Here is a 17900-nt window from a genome sequence, read left to right as displayed (position 1 = left end):
ATTGTATTATATAAAAAGATCCTCGCTACACATATAATCTTAGGTCTATATAAAAATTTTTAGACAATTTTAGTGCTGCTAAAAGCAGATAAGGTATTGTGTCTGTTTAATGGTCGCTTTTTAGTCTGGAGTATGTGCTTCAAGTACTTTTATTATTTATAGTTTTTAAAATTTTTCTGTTTAAATATTATTTATTTATTTTCATTTTCCAGATCTTTAAAGCATGCAATTGTCTTGAATATAATTCTTTACTTATATTAATTCCAGTAAATCCGTCTTTAATAATGTCTGCAATGGAAATTTTTTTAGTAATATCAAAAGCTGTATGTAAGAAATTTTTTTGATTATATAAATAATCATTATAATTTACATATCCTAACGTATTAGATTGACTAACTAAAATGATTTGTTCTAGTCTCTTAGGACGTCGCCAACAATCAAAAACATTAAATAATGTCATTAACATTTTGGGTGTTAATATTTCAATATTATATAAATAATCATGATATTCGGAAACAATTTTTGCAAAATTACGAATTTCATTTGGTATTTTTAATCTATTACATAAATTATTAATTAAAGGAATTCCTAATTTTCTGTAATCATGATATTCAATACATTTTTTTTTATTATTAAGAAGAGTTGGTTTTCCTAAGTCACGGCATAAAATAGAAAAGCGCACATTGATATCATCTGTTAGATAAGCTGCTTTAGTAAGCATCGTCATGGTAAGATTATCAGTGTTTATTAGTGTATTTTGTTCTACTGAAGCAGATATATTGAATAATGTATCGAATTCAGGAAACAAGATTTTTAATGCTCCACAATAATGCAAAACCATAAAATATATTTGTGGACTATTTGTAATTAAAGCTTTCTTTGTTTCAATCCATATACGTTCTGGGGATAGAAATAATAATTCATGAATCATTTGTTTCATTAATATTAGCGTTTCTGGAGCTATAGTGAAATTCATATGCGCGAACCGAGCAGCAAACCGAGCAACTCTTAATACTCGTAGAGGGTCTTCATTAAATGCATGAGAAACATGTCGCAACAATCGTAATTGTATATCTCGTTGTCCATGATATGGATCCACAAGATTGCCATGTGTGTCATAGGCCATAGCATTAATAGTTAAATCTCTTCGATATAGATCTTCTTCGATAGTAACCGACGAATCTGCATAACAAGTAAAACCAGTATAGCCTTGACCAGATTTTCGTTCAGTACGTGCTAGTGCATATTCTTCGTGATTTTCTGGATGTAAGAATACTGGAAAATCTTTTCCAACTTGCTCATAACCATTGTTTAACATTTCTTGAGGGCTAGATCCTACTACCACCCAATCTTTTTCTTTAATTGGTAGTTTTAACAATGTATCTCGTACAGCGCCACCTACTAAATATTTTTCCATGGTGCAATTTTTAATTAGATGATTTATTTCCTAATACAGAAGGTATATAAACTATACATATGTTTTATGTGATATTTATTAATTATAAAATAAAATTATTTCATATATTATATAATTTTTTTTTAATACGAAATATAATGGGTTTTGCTGTTATTAATTATCTATATATAATAGATTAGTCAAATAATTATTTTAATAATAAAAATAATAATAATAAAATTAGTCGGAATATATAAAATTGTATATGATGTAAATAATTTTAAATACAAGAGCATTATATATATGCTTTTTAATTTAATATACAATTTTCATTTATAAATTTTTGGGAGATATGCACTTTATTTCAATTTAAACATAATGCTATAAAAAACGCCAAGAATTATTTATATTGTAGATTTTAATTATTTACTAAATAATTTAATATATTACTGTTTTATTAATTTAATATAGAATTAATCATATTTTTATTTATTTAAGTAGGATGTATTTAAGTAAATTATGACTGTTATTTTTCCAAATTTTTCTAAATCTAGTGTATTAATTGTAGGAGATGTTATGTTAGACCGATATTGGTATGGGTCTACTGATAAAATTTCTCCAGAAGCACCTGTTCCGATCGTTAAAATCAATAAAGTTATAGATAGACCGGGTGGAGCTGCCAATGTTGCAATGAACATTGCTGCTTTAGGTGCTCAACCAAGATTGTTAGGATTAACCGGAGTTGATGAAGCAGCCAACATTTTGGAAACACAACTTGATAAGTCCAATGTAAAATGGAATTTTATTTCGATTAACACATGTCCTACTATAATTAAATTGCGAGTAATGTCACGTAATCAACAAATTATTAGATTAGATTTTGAACAATATTTCAATAATGTTGATACCACAAAATTGCTTAAACAAATTGAATTTCATTTACCTAAATATAAGGTATTAGTATTATCTGATTATGCTAAAGGTTCTTTAAATAGTATAGAAGAAATTATTAAGTTAGCTCGTTATATTAATGTACCAATTATAATAGATCCTAAAGGCATTCAGTTTTCTCGTTATAAAGGTGCTACTTTATTAACTCCTAATATATCAGAATTTGAATCTATAGTAGGATTTTGTCGTAATGAAAAGATTTTAATAAATCGTGCTCAGGAAATTATAATTGATTATAATTTGTCAGCTTTATTGATTACACGTTCTGAACAAGGCATGACTTTATGTACACGGAATGCAGCTCCGTTATATTTCCCAACTCAAACAAAGGAAGTGCATGATGTAATTGGTGCTGGAGATACAGTGATTGCTGTGTTATCAGCGGCGCTATCTTCTGGTAAGAGTTTAAAGAAAGCATGTTTTTTAGCTAATTTAGCTGCTAGCGCGGTAATAAAAAAATCTGGTACTTCTACTACTAATTTAAATGAAATAAAAAGTATTATAAATAGTCATGTGTACACCAGTTTGCCTTGTGGTATATTAGACGAAAAGACGTTAAAACAGATAATATCTTTAGCTCGTAATAAAGGTGAAAAAATAGTGATGACTAATGGTGTATTTGATATACTCCATCCTGGTCATGTAAGTTACTTAACTAATGCTAAAAAACTTGGAGATAGGTTAGTTGTAGCTGTGAATAGCGATGCTTCAACAAAACGATTAAAAGGTGAAACAAGGCCAATAAATACTTTAGAGAAACGTATGCTTGTGTTAGCTGCTTTAGCAGTAGTAGATTGGGTAGTGCCTTTTTATGAGGATACACCTACAAGATTGATTGCAAATTTATCTCCAGATTTTTTAGTAAAAGGAGGTGACTATCATATTTGCGATATTGAGGGAAGCCAAGAGGTGTTTAAAAAAGGAGGTAAAGTACATGTATTAAATTTTAAAACTGGTTACTCTAGTAGTAATATTATTAATGCTATTAAACGTAAAAATTAAAAAATAATATACATTAAGTACACATGGTGCATTTAGCATGATTTTAGAACAGAGCACAGTAGTAAGTATTTGGGTATAGTGAAATATGGATATTGAAATAGTGTGTGTAAGATTCAGGTATAATATAAATAAATGTAATTAAGGTAACGAGAGAGGGAAGCATCATAAGTGGGTGTATTTATAGTTATGTAGTTATGACAGAATTTATTTTTTAGTTTTATTTATTATTAGAATTTTTTATTTTAATCTTATTAAAGTTTGTATTTGAATTAATTTTAATTTTTTATAATTTATTTCGTTATATATCTTGCATAGAATTGATAGTTGTACATCAACTTCTTATTAATTAATTCAATATATATGAATGACCTAGGGGTATAATAATTATCGAATTTTACTTTCTAAATTATATGTAAAATGTTAAGTAATTTTATAGTAGATTCACAATAATAACAGTACATTTTTAGGTTTTTCAATATTTATAATAATTAGTGTTTTAGTTGTGTTGTAATCACTGCAATATTAAATTTAGCAATCGGTATTTTAGTATGAATTTTAGTATATTGTAATATAATATATTTTATGGACATAGTGTTTTAGTTTATCTTATAAATCAGATATAATTTTAGGATCAGGGTGATGTATTACATACATAAATTATATTTTCTATCATACAAAATATATAGTACTATTAATATATTTTTTAATAGTATTTAATATAATTTTGATATCTATGACAATAGTATAAATAAGAGTGATGTACGGGATAAATTTTAATTTATAAATATATGGGTTTATTAAATCATGGTTTTAGTTTATGTTTAATTTTTTCCCTTGTTTTATAGATGATGGTATTAATGAGGATTAAATTATCATGCGTCGGGAGAGTTTTTTATCTGAATTTGGTACACCTATAGAGCGCGTCCAAAATGCATTAGAAGCGTTGCGTAATGGTCGTGGTGTTTTAGTAATGGATGATGAAAACCGTGAGAATGAAGGTGATATGATATTTGCTGCAGAAAATATGACAGTTGAACAAATGGCATTAGCCATCCGTTATGGTAGCGGAATAGTTTGTTTATGTCTGACAGAAGATCGATGTAATCAGTTGAATTTACCAATGATGGTAGAAAATAATAGCAATCGTTATGGCACTGCTTTTACTGTTACCATAGAAGCAGCAGTAGGTATAACTACTGGAGTTTCAGCTGCAGATAGATTAACTACGATTAAGGTTTCTATAGAAGATAATGCAAAACCTTCCGATTTGAATCGTCCTGGTCATGTTTTTCCTTTACGTGCTCAAAATGGTGGAGTTTTGGCTCGTATTGGACATACGGAAGCGGCTATAGATTTAACTTCGTTAGCTGGATTGAGACCATTTGGAGTATTGTGTGAAGTAATAAATAAGGATGGAAGTATGGCGCGTATATTAGAAGTTGTCACATTTGCAAATAAATATATGATGCCAGTTCTCACTATTTCAGATTTAATAACTTATCGTGTCAATGTAATATAATATATGTATATCAATTAATTATCTGTTTATAGACTTGGAAGTATTTTACAATATTAATTATTTATAATTAATATTGTAAAATAGAATCTTATATGTTACGGATGAGGTTAGTGCTTTTATTAAACATTTATATTATGATACTTTAAAAGAGAGAATATGCTTGCCATTATACGTATTATTTCAGTTTTGATATTGTCAATTACTATTTGTATCTTTGGTATCATTTATTGTTTATTAAGACTTCATCAGTCATACTACTCTGATTTTTTTGGTCGTTTGTTTGGAAGCATGGCTCCTATTTTTGGTATTACAGTTAAGATACGAAATTTTTCAAATAACCCATTACCAAAGAATTGTATATATATTTCCAACCATCAAAGTAATTATGATATGGTTACAGTAGCTAATGTTGTGCCACCACGTACAATAATAGTCGGAAAAAAAAGTTTACTATGGATTCCGTTATTTGGGCAATTATATTGGTTGTGCGGAAATATATTAATTAATAGGAGTAAAAGCTCTCGGTCTCATAATATTTTAATAAAAATAGCTAAATCTATTAGAACGCGCGATATTTCTATTTGGGTGTTTCCGGAAGGTACACGTAGTTTTGGAAAGGGATTATTACCGTTTAAAATAGGAGCTTTTCATGCCGCAATTTCTGCTAAAGTGCCTATTGTACCTGTTTGTGTTTCTAATACTTCTAACAAAATAAAACTAAACCGTTGGTCTAATGGTTTAGTAATTGTTGAAATTATGCCTCCTATAGAAACTGAACAATACGAACCCAATAAAATACGTAGCATGACTGAATATTGTTATGAAATTATGAAAACAAAAATTGATGCGTTAAATCAAGAAGTAATTATATCTGAAACACAGGTTACTCGATCATTCAAACCACGTTGTACAAAATAACTTTCAAATTTTATTAACAGCAGCAGGCCAGGCAGCAAGCAGGTAACACTTTTTTACAAAGAAGTGGGACAGTAAGTCAGTTGTTGTGTTGTATTGGTTTATTATTTTGGTTAACACTACATAATATATGCAATATGGCTATATAATAACATGAAAATTTACATTTTATACGATTATTATTATCTGTTTATTGTGGTAACGTAAAGCAAAATATTTATATATTCATGTTATTATAAATTAATACGATTAAACCCATCTGATAAATCATGAATCAAATCATCAGGATGCTCTAATCCTATATGTATTCGAATTAATGTTCCTGTGAAATCTAACGTCCCAGCTGGACGTATATAGCGGAGCTCTTCTACTTGATTTATTAAAATCAAAGATTCAAATCCACCCCAGGAGTATGCAAGTTTAAAATGCTTAAGATTATTAATAAAACTAGATAATTGTAAATTATTTAAACGTTTCTTCAGAATAAATGAAAATAATCCACTGGATCCACTAAAATCTCTTATGAAATATTCATGTCCTTTACATGTAGCTAAAGCAGGGTGATTTACCCGTTCTACTGCTGGATGTTTGGCTAACCAATGTGCAACATGCAGTCCATTTTCTTCATGTTGCTTTAATCTAACATATAAAGTACGTAGTCCACGTGACGCCATATAAGCAGTATCAGCATCAACCATTTGACCCATTAAATAAGATTGTTCTTGTAATTGATCCCAACAACGTGCATTAGAAACTGCAGTTCCTATCATGGCGTCAGAATGACCTGTAATATATTTAGTACCAGATTGCAAAGAAATATCAACGCCCATATTTAGCGCCTTGAAAAAAACTCCTGCTGACCAAGTATTGTCTAATAATATGATTATATCTGATTTTTTTTCACGCACCGTTTTAACAATATCAGGGATATTCTGTACTTCCATAGTTATTGATCCTGGCGATTCTAATAAAATTAAACGGGTGTTGTATCGAATGAAATTATAAATATCACTTCCAATTAATGGATCAAACCAAGTGGTATACACGTTTATTTTTTTTAAAACATGTCGACAGAATTTTTGAGTTGGCTCATATGCTGAGCCTGTCATTAATATATGGTCTCCTGGCTTAACAAAAGAAAGTATTGCATGAGTAATTGCTGCTGTACCACATGGATATAGCATACAACCAACGCCATTTTCTAACTCAGTCATAGATTGACGTAAAGAAAAATGGGTAATAGTACCGTATCTACCGTAGAATAATGTATCAGTTGTGTTATAATTTTTAATAGCTCGTTTTTTGTGTTGAATAGAATCGAATACTACTGAAGATGTTCGTTGAATAATAGGATTAACTGCGCCGTATGTATATTGCTTGTCTCTTCCAGAGGTAATTAGTTCAGTTTCAAATTTTATCATAATTACTGTATTAAATTGATGAACCTTAAAACTTGCAATTAGTTTTTATTATATATCACATTTCTAATGTGATTATTTTTTCTATTAAATATAAAACTTAAATTTCATTTACGTTACTTGTTAAATTCATTCAGGTGCAGGTTGTTTCACTAAATTACAACATAATAACTGTATATTTCTATAACTTCAATGGATGTATATATATTATGTTTAATATCATATTTCACAGCATAACATATAGCACGATTTATGTCAAAAAGAAGACTATTTTTTAATTAAATAATTTATATAAAGTAAATAGTCATTCAGTGAAATTGAATACATATTTTATGTATTAATTATTTAGATAATTTTATATAAATTTTATTTTTTAGTTTTAATACACTATGATTTAATATAATCATTACATTAATTTTTTAGGAAATAATATTTATCATAAGTTTATGAGTGTGTATTTTAATTGAATTATTACATTATTTATATGATATATAGAATTAAATAAAACAGATAAGTAAATATTATATCATGGTGATATGACATTATCTAAATGACTAGGACAAGTGTATGATAACTATCAGGGTAGTAGATAATTAATTATTTTTTAAAATGAAAATGCCTTGAGTTATATTTTTATAAAAATAAATAGCATGGAGGAAAAAAATAAAATTTTGAGATTATTGTAATAATTATTGGGTGATTAGTTAGGTTTGGTTGTAGTTGATAAAGTTGGGTAGACTAATTGTAACTGGTTTATTCAATTATCATGAAATATAGTTATAAAGTTTGATTTTTTAATGTAAAAATATCAGTTATTTATTTTGAAAACATATATGTATGAGCACTACTAATTTTTAGTAGCCCTTGATTAATTGATTCAATCGCGATCAGCATGTTGCATATAAGTATAGTAAGCATGAAATTTACTATATTTATGTTTGTGAATGGTTTGTTGTATAGTTAACGTAAAACTATTGGAGTTAAATATTGTTGATTCATTTAATTTTTGGAAGCTATTAATCGTTAGATTAGAAAATGTAGTTTAGGTTTATCAAATACAATATGACTTACATAAGTCTACAAATAATCTAAAAATTATTATATCTATGTGCATAGATCATTATCATTATTATGTTTTTACATTAAGATATAGTAAATGGGTATATTTTTGTTTCTAGTTTTGTTTTAAAAATGATAGGTTTTGTTAAAATCAAACATAAATTTTCGGTTATTTCAATATTTATCAGTTCGACGTAAAGCATGCGTTTCTATTTATACTGGATACTGCTAGATTTTAGTTATTTCTAAAGTGTAAATAAGTTGCAGTGACAAATTTTTAATATTTCAATTTATAAATTAGTTGATTTTTAAAACATGCCCGGACTTGGAATTGAACCAAGGACACGAGGATCTTCAGTCCTCTGCTCTACCGACTGAGCTATCCGGGCTTCTTAGTTTTGATTTATATTTAGTTGGTAAAAGAATTTGATTGTATTATCTTTATTATATTCATTTCGTCAATATATTTTATTTATTAATGAAAAATTATTATTTAAAATATTTTAAAATAACAAATAATTCCAGATTTTGTATTAATTTATATCAGTAATATTATTTGAGTTAAATAGTATAAATGACAATAAACAGATATTGTTTTTTGCTTTTATCAGAATATATATAACGTCTCTATCTAGAGAGATCATTTTTATCTTTGTTAATTTTTAAAATAAAATAGTTTTTACAAAATTTTAGAGTATAAAGTTTGATTCTTAAGACCTATTATTAGAGCAAGCCCGATGGGTTTCGTTGCATGATTAATTATTATGTAGAGTCTGATTTTACTACATAAGTAATTAGCATTATAGCAATGCAGATTGCATCCACGATAGGTAGTTGGATTCTCCATCTATGATGGATAGAGCTAATAATTCTGGGACTTTATAAGGATGTAACTTTTTAATTGTTGTGAATACTGAATTTTTTAAAAAATTTTGTGTTTTAATTAACAATTGTAATTCAGTATGATCTTTCAGGGTAGTTTCCCAATAATAAAATGAGCGGACTTCGTGTAAAGTTATGCATGCTGCCAGTTTATTATTTAATAATGTCTTTGTAATATTTAAAACAATAGACATATCGTTTGGTATAGTACACAAGATTATTATCATGTTTCTCTCTTTGAACAATCAGGTTATATATCTATTAATTTTACGTACATAGTGAAATATTTGTACTCTGTTTTCAACAAAAGTCAATTATTTTAGTGTATATCGATTTTTATTGTATTGTGGTTGTACTGTTTTGTATCTCTATATTAGAAGCGTTTGTCAGTGTAATGCTAATTACAACAAAAATTAACTACTATTAATGATGGGTGGACTGCTTATTTATAAGAATAAAGATATTTCTATATGTAAAAATTTTTCACCCCCCCCTTGAAGCAATCTTGAATGCCCCCATTTTAAATATTGTCTTGAAGTGGTGAATATTAACAAAATTTGCATCTAATGTTTAGTATAAGAAATTGTTAACATGGTATGCAAATAGTTAGATAATATAATTAGGGAGCATTAAATGAAAATTCGTCCATTGCATGATCGTGTAATTGTTAAACGTAAAGAGGTTGAATCAAAATCTGCAGGAGGTATCGTATTAACTGGATCTGCAGCAGGAAAATCTACACGTGGAGAGGTATTGGCTGTTGGTCATGGCCGTGTTTTGGAAAACGGGGAGGTAAAAGCTTTAGATGTTCGTATTGGCGACACCGTGATTTTCAATGACGGGTATGGTGTAAAAGTGGAGAAAATTGATAATGAAGAAGTATTAATTATGTCAGAAAGCGATATCCTTGCTATCGTTGAGAAATAATTCGCGACTAACTTATTAATTGAACTAAAAATTTTTAAGGAAAATGAAATGGCAGCTAAAGATGTAAAATTTGGTAATGATGCTCGTGTCAAAATGCTACGTGGTGTGAATGTGTTAGCCGACGCGGTAAAAGTTACTCTTGGCCCTAAGGGTAGGAATGTGGTGTTAGATAAATCTTTTGGAGCTCCAGTTATAACCAAGGATGGAGTATCTGTAGCGCGGGAAATTGAATTAGAAGATAAATTTGAAAATATGGGCGCTCAGATGGTGAAAGAAGTTGCTTCTAAGGCAAATGATTCTGCAGGTGATGGAACTACTACTGCTACTGTGTTGGCTCAGTCTATAGTTAATGAAGGATTAAAAGCTGTAGCTGCTGGAATGAATCCTATGGATTTAAAACGTGGAATTGATAAGGCAGTGGTTGCTGCAGTGGAAGAGTTGAAAAAATTGTCTGTTCCTTGTTCAGATCCTAAAGCTATAGCTCAAGTAGGTACTATTTCTGCAAATTCTGATGAAACTGTCGGTAAACTTATTGCGCAAGCGATGGATAAAGTAGGAAAAGAAGGTGTGATTACCGTAGAAGAAGGATCTGGTTTGCAGGATGAATTAGATGTAGTTGAAGGTATGCAGTTTGATCGTGGTTACTTATCTCCTTACTTTGTTAATAAACCTGAAAGCGGTACAGTAGAATTAGAGCATCCTTTCATTCTGTTGGCAGATAAAAAGATTTCTAATATTAGAGAAATGTTACCCATATTAGAATCTGTTGCAAAAGCAGGAAAACCATTACTTATTATTGCTGAAGATGTTGAAGGAGAAGCTTTGGCTACTTTAGTAGTAAATAATATGCGTGGTATTGTAAAAGTAACTGCTGTAAAAGCTCCAGGTTTTGGTGATCGACGTAAAGCTATGTTACAAGATATAGCTATCTTGACTGCAGGAACTGTGATTTCTGAAGAAATTGGATTAGATTTAGAAAAAGCAACTCTGGAGGATATGGGACAAGCTAAACGTGTAGTTATTACTAAGGATGCTACTACTATTATTGATGGAGTTGGTAATAAGTCTGCTATAAATAGCCGTGTGGCTCAAATTAATCAACAACGTGATGAAGCTACTTCTGATTACGATCGTGAAAAACTTCAAGAACGCGTTGCTAAATTAGCTGGTGGAGTTGCGGTAATTAAAGTTGGAGCAGCTACTGAAGTAGAAATGAAGGAAAAGAAGGCACGTGTAGAAGATGCATTACATGCAACTCGTGCTGCTGTAGAAGAAGGTGTAGTTGCAGGTGGTGGTGTGGCTTTAATTAGAGTGGCAAATGCTATTAGAAATTTATGCGGTGATAATGAAGATCAAAATGTGGGAATTAAAGTAGCTCGTCGCGCGATGGAAGCTCCTTTGCGTCAGATTATGGCTAATGCTGGAGAAGAACCATCAGTAATAGCTAATAATGTTAGATCTGGTGAAGGCAACACTGGATATAACGCTGCTACTGAAAAATATGGTAATATGATCGAGTTAGGAATTTTAGATCCTACTAAAGTGACTCGTTCTGCTTTGCAATATGCTGCATCTATTGCAGGTTTAATGATTACTACTGAATGTATGGTTACTGAATTACCTAAAGAGGATAAACCAGATTTAGGAAATGCAGGAGCTGGTGCTAACATGGGCGGCATGATGTAATTTTTCATTAAAAAGAATATAATCACCACCGAACTAAATAACCCTAATCTATAAAATAGGAATAAGATTAGGGTTATTTAGTTCGGTGGTGATCGTGGTTCTTTTTAGAACTAATTTTTATGGTACTATATAGCATTAATGAATTCAAAACTGGGCTTAAGATTATTCAAAATAATGAACCATGTGTTATCATTAGTAGTGAGTCTATAAAGCCCGGTAAAGGACAATCTTTTAGTCGTGTGCGATTTAGACAAATCATATCTGGAAAAATTCTAGAAAAGACTTTTAAATCTGGAGATTTGTTAAGATCAGCTGATCTTTATGATGTCAGCTTGATTTATGTATATCATGATAGTGAATTTTGGTATTTTATGGATGAAAAAAATTTTGAAGAAATTGCTGTTGCTTCAAAAATAGTAGGAGATAACTTTAAATGGATTACCACTCAACTACATTATGTGGTGACTTTATGGAATAACGTGCCAATTCTTATAACCCCTCCTAATTGTATAGAACTGAAAGTAATAAATACTACTTCAATAAAAAAGAATAACTCTGGATCATCTGAAACTAAATTAGCTACAGTAAACACTGGAGCTATGATTAAGGTTCCACTGTTTATTCAATCAGGGGAGTTAATTAAAATAAATACTCGTTCAGGAACATATATTTCTCGAGCTAAATAAATTTATACTAGATGCTAATTAGTATCTATTTTGTTGTATAATAATTTGCATTAGGATAATTAGAATCAAAATTATTAACAAATAACTGATTGTTATAAGCATATATAGGTACATATGGTAGTTTTAATCCATTATTTTGGCAATATTCTATGATCAACATATGTATTTGATGACATAAGGGCATACGAAGCTTTATATCTGATATGTGTATTCGTATTTCAAATACAGGTAGCCCCTGTTGTAAATCTACTAAATATACTTCTGGAGGTGGAGTATTTAAAGCAAGAGAAGAATTTTTTACTATTTGTAATAAGATTTGTACTATCTTTTTAGCATCTGTTTTTAATGGAGCTGGCACGCGTAGTACTACGCGTGTTAATGTATCCGATAAAGACCAATTAATGAATTGTTTTGTAATAAATTCTTTGTTTGGAACAATAATTTCTTTATGATTCCAATCAGTAATGATAGTTGCACGAGTATTAATTCGAGTAATATTACCAGTAAGATTACTAATAGTTACAGTATCACCAATACGAATAGGTTTTTCAAATAATATTATTAAGCCAGAGATGAAATTAGCAAAAATTTCTTGTAATCCAAAACCTAATCCTACGCCTAATGCTGCCACTAACCATTGTATTTTAGTCCATTCTATACCTATCAATGAACATCCTATTATTCCTCCAAGAAACATCAATATATATTTAGTTAACGTAGTAATAGCATATCCTGTTCCTGGCGTAAGGTCTAAATGTTGTAAAAAAGTGAGTTCTAGAAATGCTGGTAAATTTCTTACTGTTTTTGTGGTAATAACAATTACTAAGACAGAAATAATAAATGAATTCAATGTGATAGGTTGAATATTATCTACGCCTTTTATAGTAGAAGTCACATCCCATAATGTAATATTTTCTAAAAAAGAGAATGCAGAATACAATTCTGACCATAATAAAGTCGTTAACAACAGGGCAATAAGAGTAATAATAGATCGTATTAGTTGTAATGACTGTGTACTAATAGTATCTAAATCTAAAATCTTTTTATTGATTTTATCATTAGATACTAATTTGTTAGTTTGTGATTGATAAGCATTTGATTCATTATTATATGTTCTTAGATGTAATTGCGTAGCTCGTCTTTGTTTAGCTCGTTCAAAAGCAATGCGACGTCGCTGAATAGATGTCCATCTACGAATAATATGGTATACGATTAATAATATAATCCAAATAAATAATGATGTTTCTAACCGCGCTAATAATGTCTGAGCAGCGAATAAATAGCCTAAAATACAAGAAATCGCCGCTATTATTGGCGCACATATCATAATATTCCACAAAAAACGATTAATGATGTTATCAGAAGAATCATATTTATTTAAATACAAAGGTAATCCAGAACATTTTAGATTATTGGTAATAAATGTTAAACAAATACATAGTAAAATAAAGCATAATCGTCCCAAAGTATTAGAAAACTCTCTATCGTTATAGTTATTAAATATAGTTAGTATCATTATTAAAAAAACAACTGTTATAATAGCCCAGATATAATGATGTGAAAAAACTTGTTGAACTCTTTTTTTTGGCCAACCAAAATGGATAATGAACAATCCTTTTGGGGACGCAAAATAAACGCCTACTATAAATACCCATAGTATAAAAGTTGTAGCATTAATTTCATCACTAATTTCTACAGAAATAGGGTATAACCAAGTGTGATTTAAACTATATCCTATGATTGCCCACAAAATTGGGATTGGTAATGCTATTAACATTGAGTACCATATATTATACAAAGTAAGCAAAAAATTATCTTGATTTACTTTACCTATTTTTTTACTAGATCGTTTTAAAAATTCTTTATAATGACGATATGCAGTAAAATGAAATCCAAATGATGCAATGAAACACAATATTATTAACATTAGGGTTTTTTGATCAGAAAAAATCATTTTTAAAATATGTATTATTTGATGATCAAATTTGTTTGTAATTAATAACCGATATAAATCATGATAAATTTCTAATGGGTAGGATATAGTAATTGGGTGCACATCAGCTACCCAAAATAAATAACGATGTGTAGCTTTTTGTACATCTTGTAATGCTTCTTTAAGTTGTTCATAAGAAATTTTTAACTTTGTTAATTCAAGGATTTGAATATCATAATTATTTAATAATGCAGTAATAAGATTACGTTGTATAGTTATTTTTTTTTCAAGAATATTTTTTTGTGGTAATGTTAATAACGATCCATCGTCTTGTTTACTTTGTGATGATATTAACATTAATTTGTTCAATTGGTTTTCACATTGAAGACGTTTGGCTCTTAGTTGAGCCATATCATGATCTAACTGTTGAGATTTAGGCATTTTTGGTAACTTTGAAACTTGAGAACGTAGTGTTTCTCCAAGAGCTGGAGATTTATCTAACCACTGTGCTTGTTCAAGTAAATTAGCAAAAGTTTGACGTACTTGTAATGTATATGATGTAACTTCTTGTTTTTTAGATGTGATGCTGTTTATATGATGTACTTGTTGTTTTAAAATAGCTGAAAGATCCTGATTGATTTGTATCTGCTTTATAATGGACTTTGGTAATGTTCTATTCTGTTCTGATAGTATTTTTTCATTATATTCAATAGGTTGTTTTATTTCACTTTTACATAAATAGTTTAATTGGTTTTTTAATATTTGTAGTTCATTATTTACACATTCGTATTTTTTTTTCAATAATGTTGCTCGAAGTTGGGATAATTCTTTACGATTATTGGCGCTTAATTGAGCGAGTTCGAGTTCGGCTATTTTTAATTGCCTAGCTGCCTGTTCTGCTTGTAATGCAGTAAATTTGGATTGTTCTATCGGAGTATTTATATTTACAACAGATAATATTTGTTGTTGTGCTAAATTATTTAATATATTCTTAGCCACAGTTTGTTGTTCTGGTAATAATATTAATGATTCGTTAATTGAAGATATATAATCTTCTTCTTGTTTCAATTGTTTTGATAAATTTGTTAATTGATTATTAATTTGGAATGTTTTCTGTTTCAGTTCATGGGCAGAAAGATTTTTATTAATATTAATACTTTGATTAGAGATATCATTATATTCTTTACGTAATTGAAGGGTTATATATGGAAAATCATCTATTATTTTTTGATATTCTTTAATTTTAATATTAGAAGATTTTCTTTCAGAAATAAAATATAAAGTAGATTGTAAATTTTCTATAATGGATTTTTGATGAATATCAATATGTTCTTGTTGTTGTATATGTTGTAAATATTTTTTAATTTCGTGTTCTTCTGAAAAATCATAAGAAAATATTATCAGTGAATACAAACATCCTACAATAAATATTGATAAAGAAAAATATTTAAGAAATATGGCTTTCTTTTGAAAAGAAAGCACATTATATACAATATTATTGCATGATGTGAGATGATGCATAATATATGTGATTATTTCTCTTGATTACATCCTTGTGCTAAAGGCATTCCAATACGAGCAATATCGTATGGTTGTAATAGACTGTTTAAAATAACCTTTTTGTTATCAAATAAATTAATAACAGTAGATCCTAATTTAAATAATCCCATTTCATGTCCTTTTTGTAATATAATTGCATCCTTAATATTTGAAGTATTTGGGTAGCGCCAATGTTTAACGACACCTTCTCGGGGCGGGGTAATTGTTCCTAACCATGTAGTTTCAATGCTTCCTACTATTATAGTTCCAACTAAAATTTGAGCCATATAACCAAAATCTGTTTCAAATAAACAGATGACTCTTTCATTGCGAGAAAATATATTAGGTATATTTTTTGTAATTTTTGGATGTACTGAAAATAAATCGCCAGGTATATACAACACCTCACGCAGTGTGCCTGTACAAGGCATGTAGACACGATGACAATTTTGCGGAGGTATATAAATGATCACGAAGTTCCCATCACTAAAATAGTCAATGATGTTATCATGGCCTGCTAGTAATCCATCTAGATGATAAGGAATTCCTTTTATTTGGAAGGTATTTTTTTGATTTATTTTTCCTATTTGAGTAATAATTCCATCAGCCGGGATAACTAATGTAGATAAATTGGTATCTATAGGCCGAGAATTATTACGCAATTTTCGAGTGAAAAACTCATTAAACGTTGTATAATTGGATGGATTAGGTTTATCGAACTCTTTCATGTCTATTTTATAGATACGAATAAATAATTGAATAGCATAATGCGTTACCCATCCACCTTTCCATGATGCCCCTAATCCTAATAAATAAGTAATCCAATATTTTGGTAATAAGTACTGCAGTAGAACTTGTATTTTTTCTAACATAATGTGTACCTAATTTTTAAATTATTAATTTTTAGTTAATGATTATAGCGATTATATATTTTTCTGTTAATTGTTTATAAATTCACATTATTTTCAGATGTTAATATAACATATAATATGGTTGTATATTGTATAAAAGTGTGCAAAAGTGTGCTAAACTTTTGCTGTGAAAAAAAGTTACGTTTATTGCTAAGAAGAAGTTACAAAATAATAGTGATAAATATAAAAATTTTATTTAAATAGTATGGTAATTTACATTTAATATTCGATATGTATATTACAATAATATGTACGCATATATATAAGATATTTCATATATTTTATTTAACTTAGATTAGTATGATCTTAAAAAGTAAAAGTGCTCATGAGGGTAATATTTATATTGCTTAATTAAGTTATTAAGTAATGTAGTGTACAGGTGGAATTTTAATGCATGATAAGAATTTAATATGGATTGATTTAGAGATGACTGGATTAGATCCGGAGCAAGATCGTATTTTGGAAATAGCTACAGTTATTACTGATAGTGAATTGAATATTTTATCGGAAGGTCCTGTTGTAGTGATACATCAATCTGAATATCAGTTATCTTTAATGAATGATTGGAATGTACGTGTTCATAGTTCTACTGGATTATTAAAAAAAGTTAAATATAGCAAACTAGATGAGATAGACGCATCTAGTTTAACAGTGAAATTTTTAAAAGATTGGGTGCCTTTTAAAAAATCACCGATATGTGGAAGCAGTATAGCTCAGGATCGCCGGTTCTTATTTCGATACATGCCAGAATTAGAATCATATTTTAATCATCATTACTTGGATGTTAGTACTATTAAAGAATTAATGATTCGTTGGAGACCAGATTTGATATCTGGATTGAAATTACATAAAACTCATCGTGCATTGGAAGATATTCGTGAATCCATTATAGAATTGATATATTATCGTAAATATTTTATGAAATTATAAGATAATATATGACTTATAATATAAGTATTATTTAGCCATATTTAAGATGACATATTACTACACAATAATTAATTAGTATTAAAATTTATCTATCGGTGTAGATAGATAAATGTCTATTAATGAATAGAAATTATGTTTTGATTTTT

At 28.8% G+C, this 17900-nt stretch carries 12 protein-coding genes and 1 tRNA gene; 7 read left to right on the top strand and 6 right to left on the bottom strand.

All coding sequences use genetic code 11. From position 1 onward, the window contains the following. Positions 1 to 187 precede the first annotated feature (187 nt). Positions 188 to 1417 (bottom strand): tRNA CCA-pyrophosphorylase, encoded by a 1230-nt coding sequence (locus VOI34_RS00270; RefSeq protein WP_331828480.1) that lies wholly within the window; start codon positions 1415 to 1417, stop codon positions 188 to 190. Between the two features lie 498 nt (positions 1418 to 1915). On the opposite strand from VOI34_RS00270, the gene hldE reads away from it, so the two are divergent. From hldE to VOI34_RS00255, 3 genes are all read left to right on the top strand, one after another. After that, complete coding sequence (gene hldE / locus VOI34_RS00265; RefSeq protein WP_331828479.1) at positions 1916 to 3349, top strand: bifunctional D-glycero-beta-D-manno-heptose-7-phosphate kinase/D-glycero-beta-D-manno-heptose 1-phosphate adenylyltransferase HldE; 1434 nt, start codon at positions 1916 to 1918, stop codon at positions 3347 to 3349. Positions 3350 to 4223: 874 nt separating this feature from the next. Next, complete coding sequence (gene ribB / locus VOI34_RS00260) at positions 4224 to 4868, top strand: 3,4-dihydroxy-2-butanone-4-phosphate synthase (RefSeq protein ID WP_331828478.1); 645 nt, start codon at positions 4224 to 4226, stop codon at positions 4866 to 4868. Positions 4869 to 5024: 156 nt separating this feature from the next. Further along, positions 5025 to 5786 carry a 1-acylglycerol-3-phosphate O-acyltransferase gene (locus VOI34_RS00255; protein WP_331828477.1) on the top strand — a complete coding sequence of 254 codons (762 nt, stop codon included), beginning with the start codon at positions 5025 to 5027 and terminating at the stop codon, positions 5784 to 5786. Positions 5787 to 6016: 230 nt separating this feature from the next. Here VOI34_RS00255 and metC read toward each other — a convergent pair whose 3' ends face one another. From metC to cutA, 3 genes are all read right to left on the bottom strand, one after another. After that, positions 6017 to 7204 (bottom strand): cystathionine beta-lyase, encoded by a 1188-nt coding sequence (gene metC, locus VOI34_RS00250; RefSeq protein ID WP_331828476.1) that lies wholly within the window; start codon positions 7202 to 7204, stop codon positions 6017 to 6019. Between the two features lie 1372 nt (positions 7205 to 8576). Next, positions 8577 to 8649 (bottom strand) — tRNA-Phe (locus VOI34_RS00245). A gap of 411 nt (positions 8650 to 9060) precedes the next feature. Then, entirely contained in the window at positions 9061 to 9369 is a 309-nt protein-coding gene (gene cutA / locus VOI34_RS00240; protein WP_331828475.1) for a divalent-cation tolerance protein CutA, read from the bottom strand. Positions 9370 to 9775: 406 nt separating this feature from the next. On the opposite strand from cutA, the gene VOI34_RS00235 reads away from it, so the two are divergent. The 3 genes from VOI34_RS00235 to efp all read left to right on the top strand — a co-directional run bounded on the left by VOI34_RS00235 (position 9776) and on the right by efp (position 12441). After that, positions 9776 to 10069: a co-chaperone GroES gene (locus VOI34_RS00235; protein ID WP_250232595.1), complete on the top strand. Its 294-nt coding sequence runs from the start codon at positions 9776 to 9778 to the stop codon at positions 10067 to 10069. Positions 10070 to 10117: 48 nt separating this feature from the next. Then, complete coding sequence (gene groL / locus VOI34_RS00230; RefSeq protein ID WP_331828474.1) at positions 10118 to 11755, top strand: chaperonin GroEL; 1638 nt, start codon at positions 10118 to 10120, stop codon at positions 11753 to 11755. A 119-nt stretch (positions 11756 to 11874) separates the two neighbouring features. Then, positions 11875 to 12441 carry an elongation factor P gene (gene efp / locus VOI34_RS00225; protein ID WP_331828473.1) on the top strand — a complete coding sequence of 189 codons (567 nt, stop codon included), beginning with the start codon at positions 11875 to 11877 and terminating at the stop codon, positions 12439 to 12441. Positions 12442 to 12466: 25 nt separating this feature from the next. On the opposite strand, the gene mscM is transcribed toward efp, so the two are convergent. Then, on the bottom strand, positions 12467 to 15895 hold the full coding sequence (mscM, locus tag VOI34_RS00220) for a miniconductance mechanosensitive channel MscM (RefSeq protein ID WP_331828472.1): 3429 nt from the start codon (positions 15893 to 15895) through the stop codon (positions 12467 to 12469). 11 nt (positions 15896 to 15906) lie between these two features. After that, positions 15907 to 16785: an archaetidylserine decarboxylase gene (asd, locus tag VOI34_RS00215; protein ID WP_331828471.1), complete on the bottom strand. Its 879-nt coding sequence runs from the start codon at positions 16783 to 16785 to the stop codon at positions 15907 to 15909. Between the two features lie 429 nt (positions 16786 to 17214). On the opposite strand from asd, the gene orn reads away from it, so the two are divergent. Continuing rightward, positions 17215 to 17754 carry an oligoribonuclease gene (orn, locus tag VOI34_RS00210; RefSeq protein ID WP_331828470.1) on the top strand — a complete coding sequence of 180 codons (540 nt, stop codon included), beginning with the start codon at positions 17215 to 17217 and terminating at the stop codon, positions 17752 to 17754. The last annotated feature ends 146 nt before the right edge of the window (positions 17755 to 17900 follow it).

This window comes from Candidatus Blochmannia sp. SNP, assembly GCF_036549215.1.
GTDB lineage: Bacteria > Pseudomonadota > Gammaproteobacteria > Enterobacterales > Enterobacteriaceae > Blochmanniella.
The sequence above is the reverse complement of the archived record's forward strand: the minus strand, read 5'-3'. Positions and strand labels throughout refer to the sequence as shown.

Excerpts from the sequence above, each read along its gene's own strand:
- VOI34_RS00270 (WP_331828480.1), bottom strand. The coding sequence starts at position 1,417 with ATGGAAAAATATTTAGTAGGTGGCGCTGTACGAGATACATTGTTAAAA.
- hldE (WP_331828479.1), top strand. The coding sequence starts at position 1,916 with ATGACTGTTATTTTTCCAAATTTTTCTAAATCTAGTGTATTAATTGTA.
- groL (WP_331828474.1), top strand. The coding sequence starts at position 10,118 with ATGGCAGCTAAAGATGTAAAATTTGGTAATGATGCTCGTGTCAAAATG.
- VOI34_RS00235 (WP_250232595.1), top strand. The coding sequence starts at position 9,776 with ATGAAAATTCGTCCATTGCATGATCGTGTAATTGTTAAACGTAAAGAG.
- efp (WP_331828473.1), top strand. The coding sequence starts at position 11,875 with ATGGTACTATATAGCATTAATGAATTCAAAACTGGGCTTAAGATTATT.
- mscM (WP_331828472.1), bottom strand. The coding sequence starts at position 15,895 with ATGCATCATCTCACATCATGCAATAATATTGTATATAATGTGCTTTCT.
- cutA (WP_331828475.1), bottom strand. The coding sequence starts at position 9,369 with ATGATAATAATCTTGTGTACTATACCAAACGATATGTCTATTGTTTTA.
- ribB (WP_331828478.1), top strand. The coding sequence starts at position 4,224 with ATGCGTCGGGAGAGTTTTTTATCTGAATTTGGTACACCTATAGAGCGC.
- VOI34_RS00255 (WP_331828477.1), top strand. The coding sequence starts at position 5,025 with ATGCTTGCCATTATACGTATTATTTCAGTTTTGATATTGTCAATTACT.
- asd (WP_331828471.1), bottom strand. The coding sequence starts at position 16,785 with ATGTTAGAAAAAATACAAGTTCTACTGCAGTACTTATTACCAAAATAT.
- orn (WP_331828470.1), top strand. The coding sequence starts at position 17,215 with ATGCATGATAAGAATTTAATATGGATTGATTTAGAGATGACTGGATTA.
- metC (WP_331828476.1), bottom strand. The coding sequence starts at position 7,204 with ATGATAAAATTTGAAACTGAACTAATTACCTCTGGAAGAGACAAGCAA.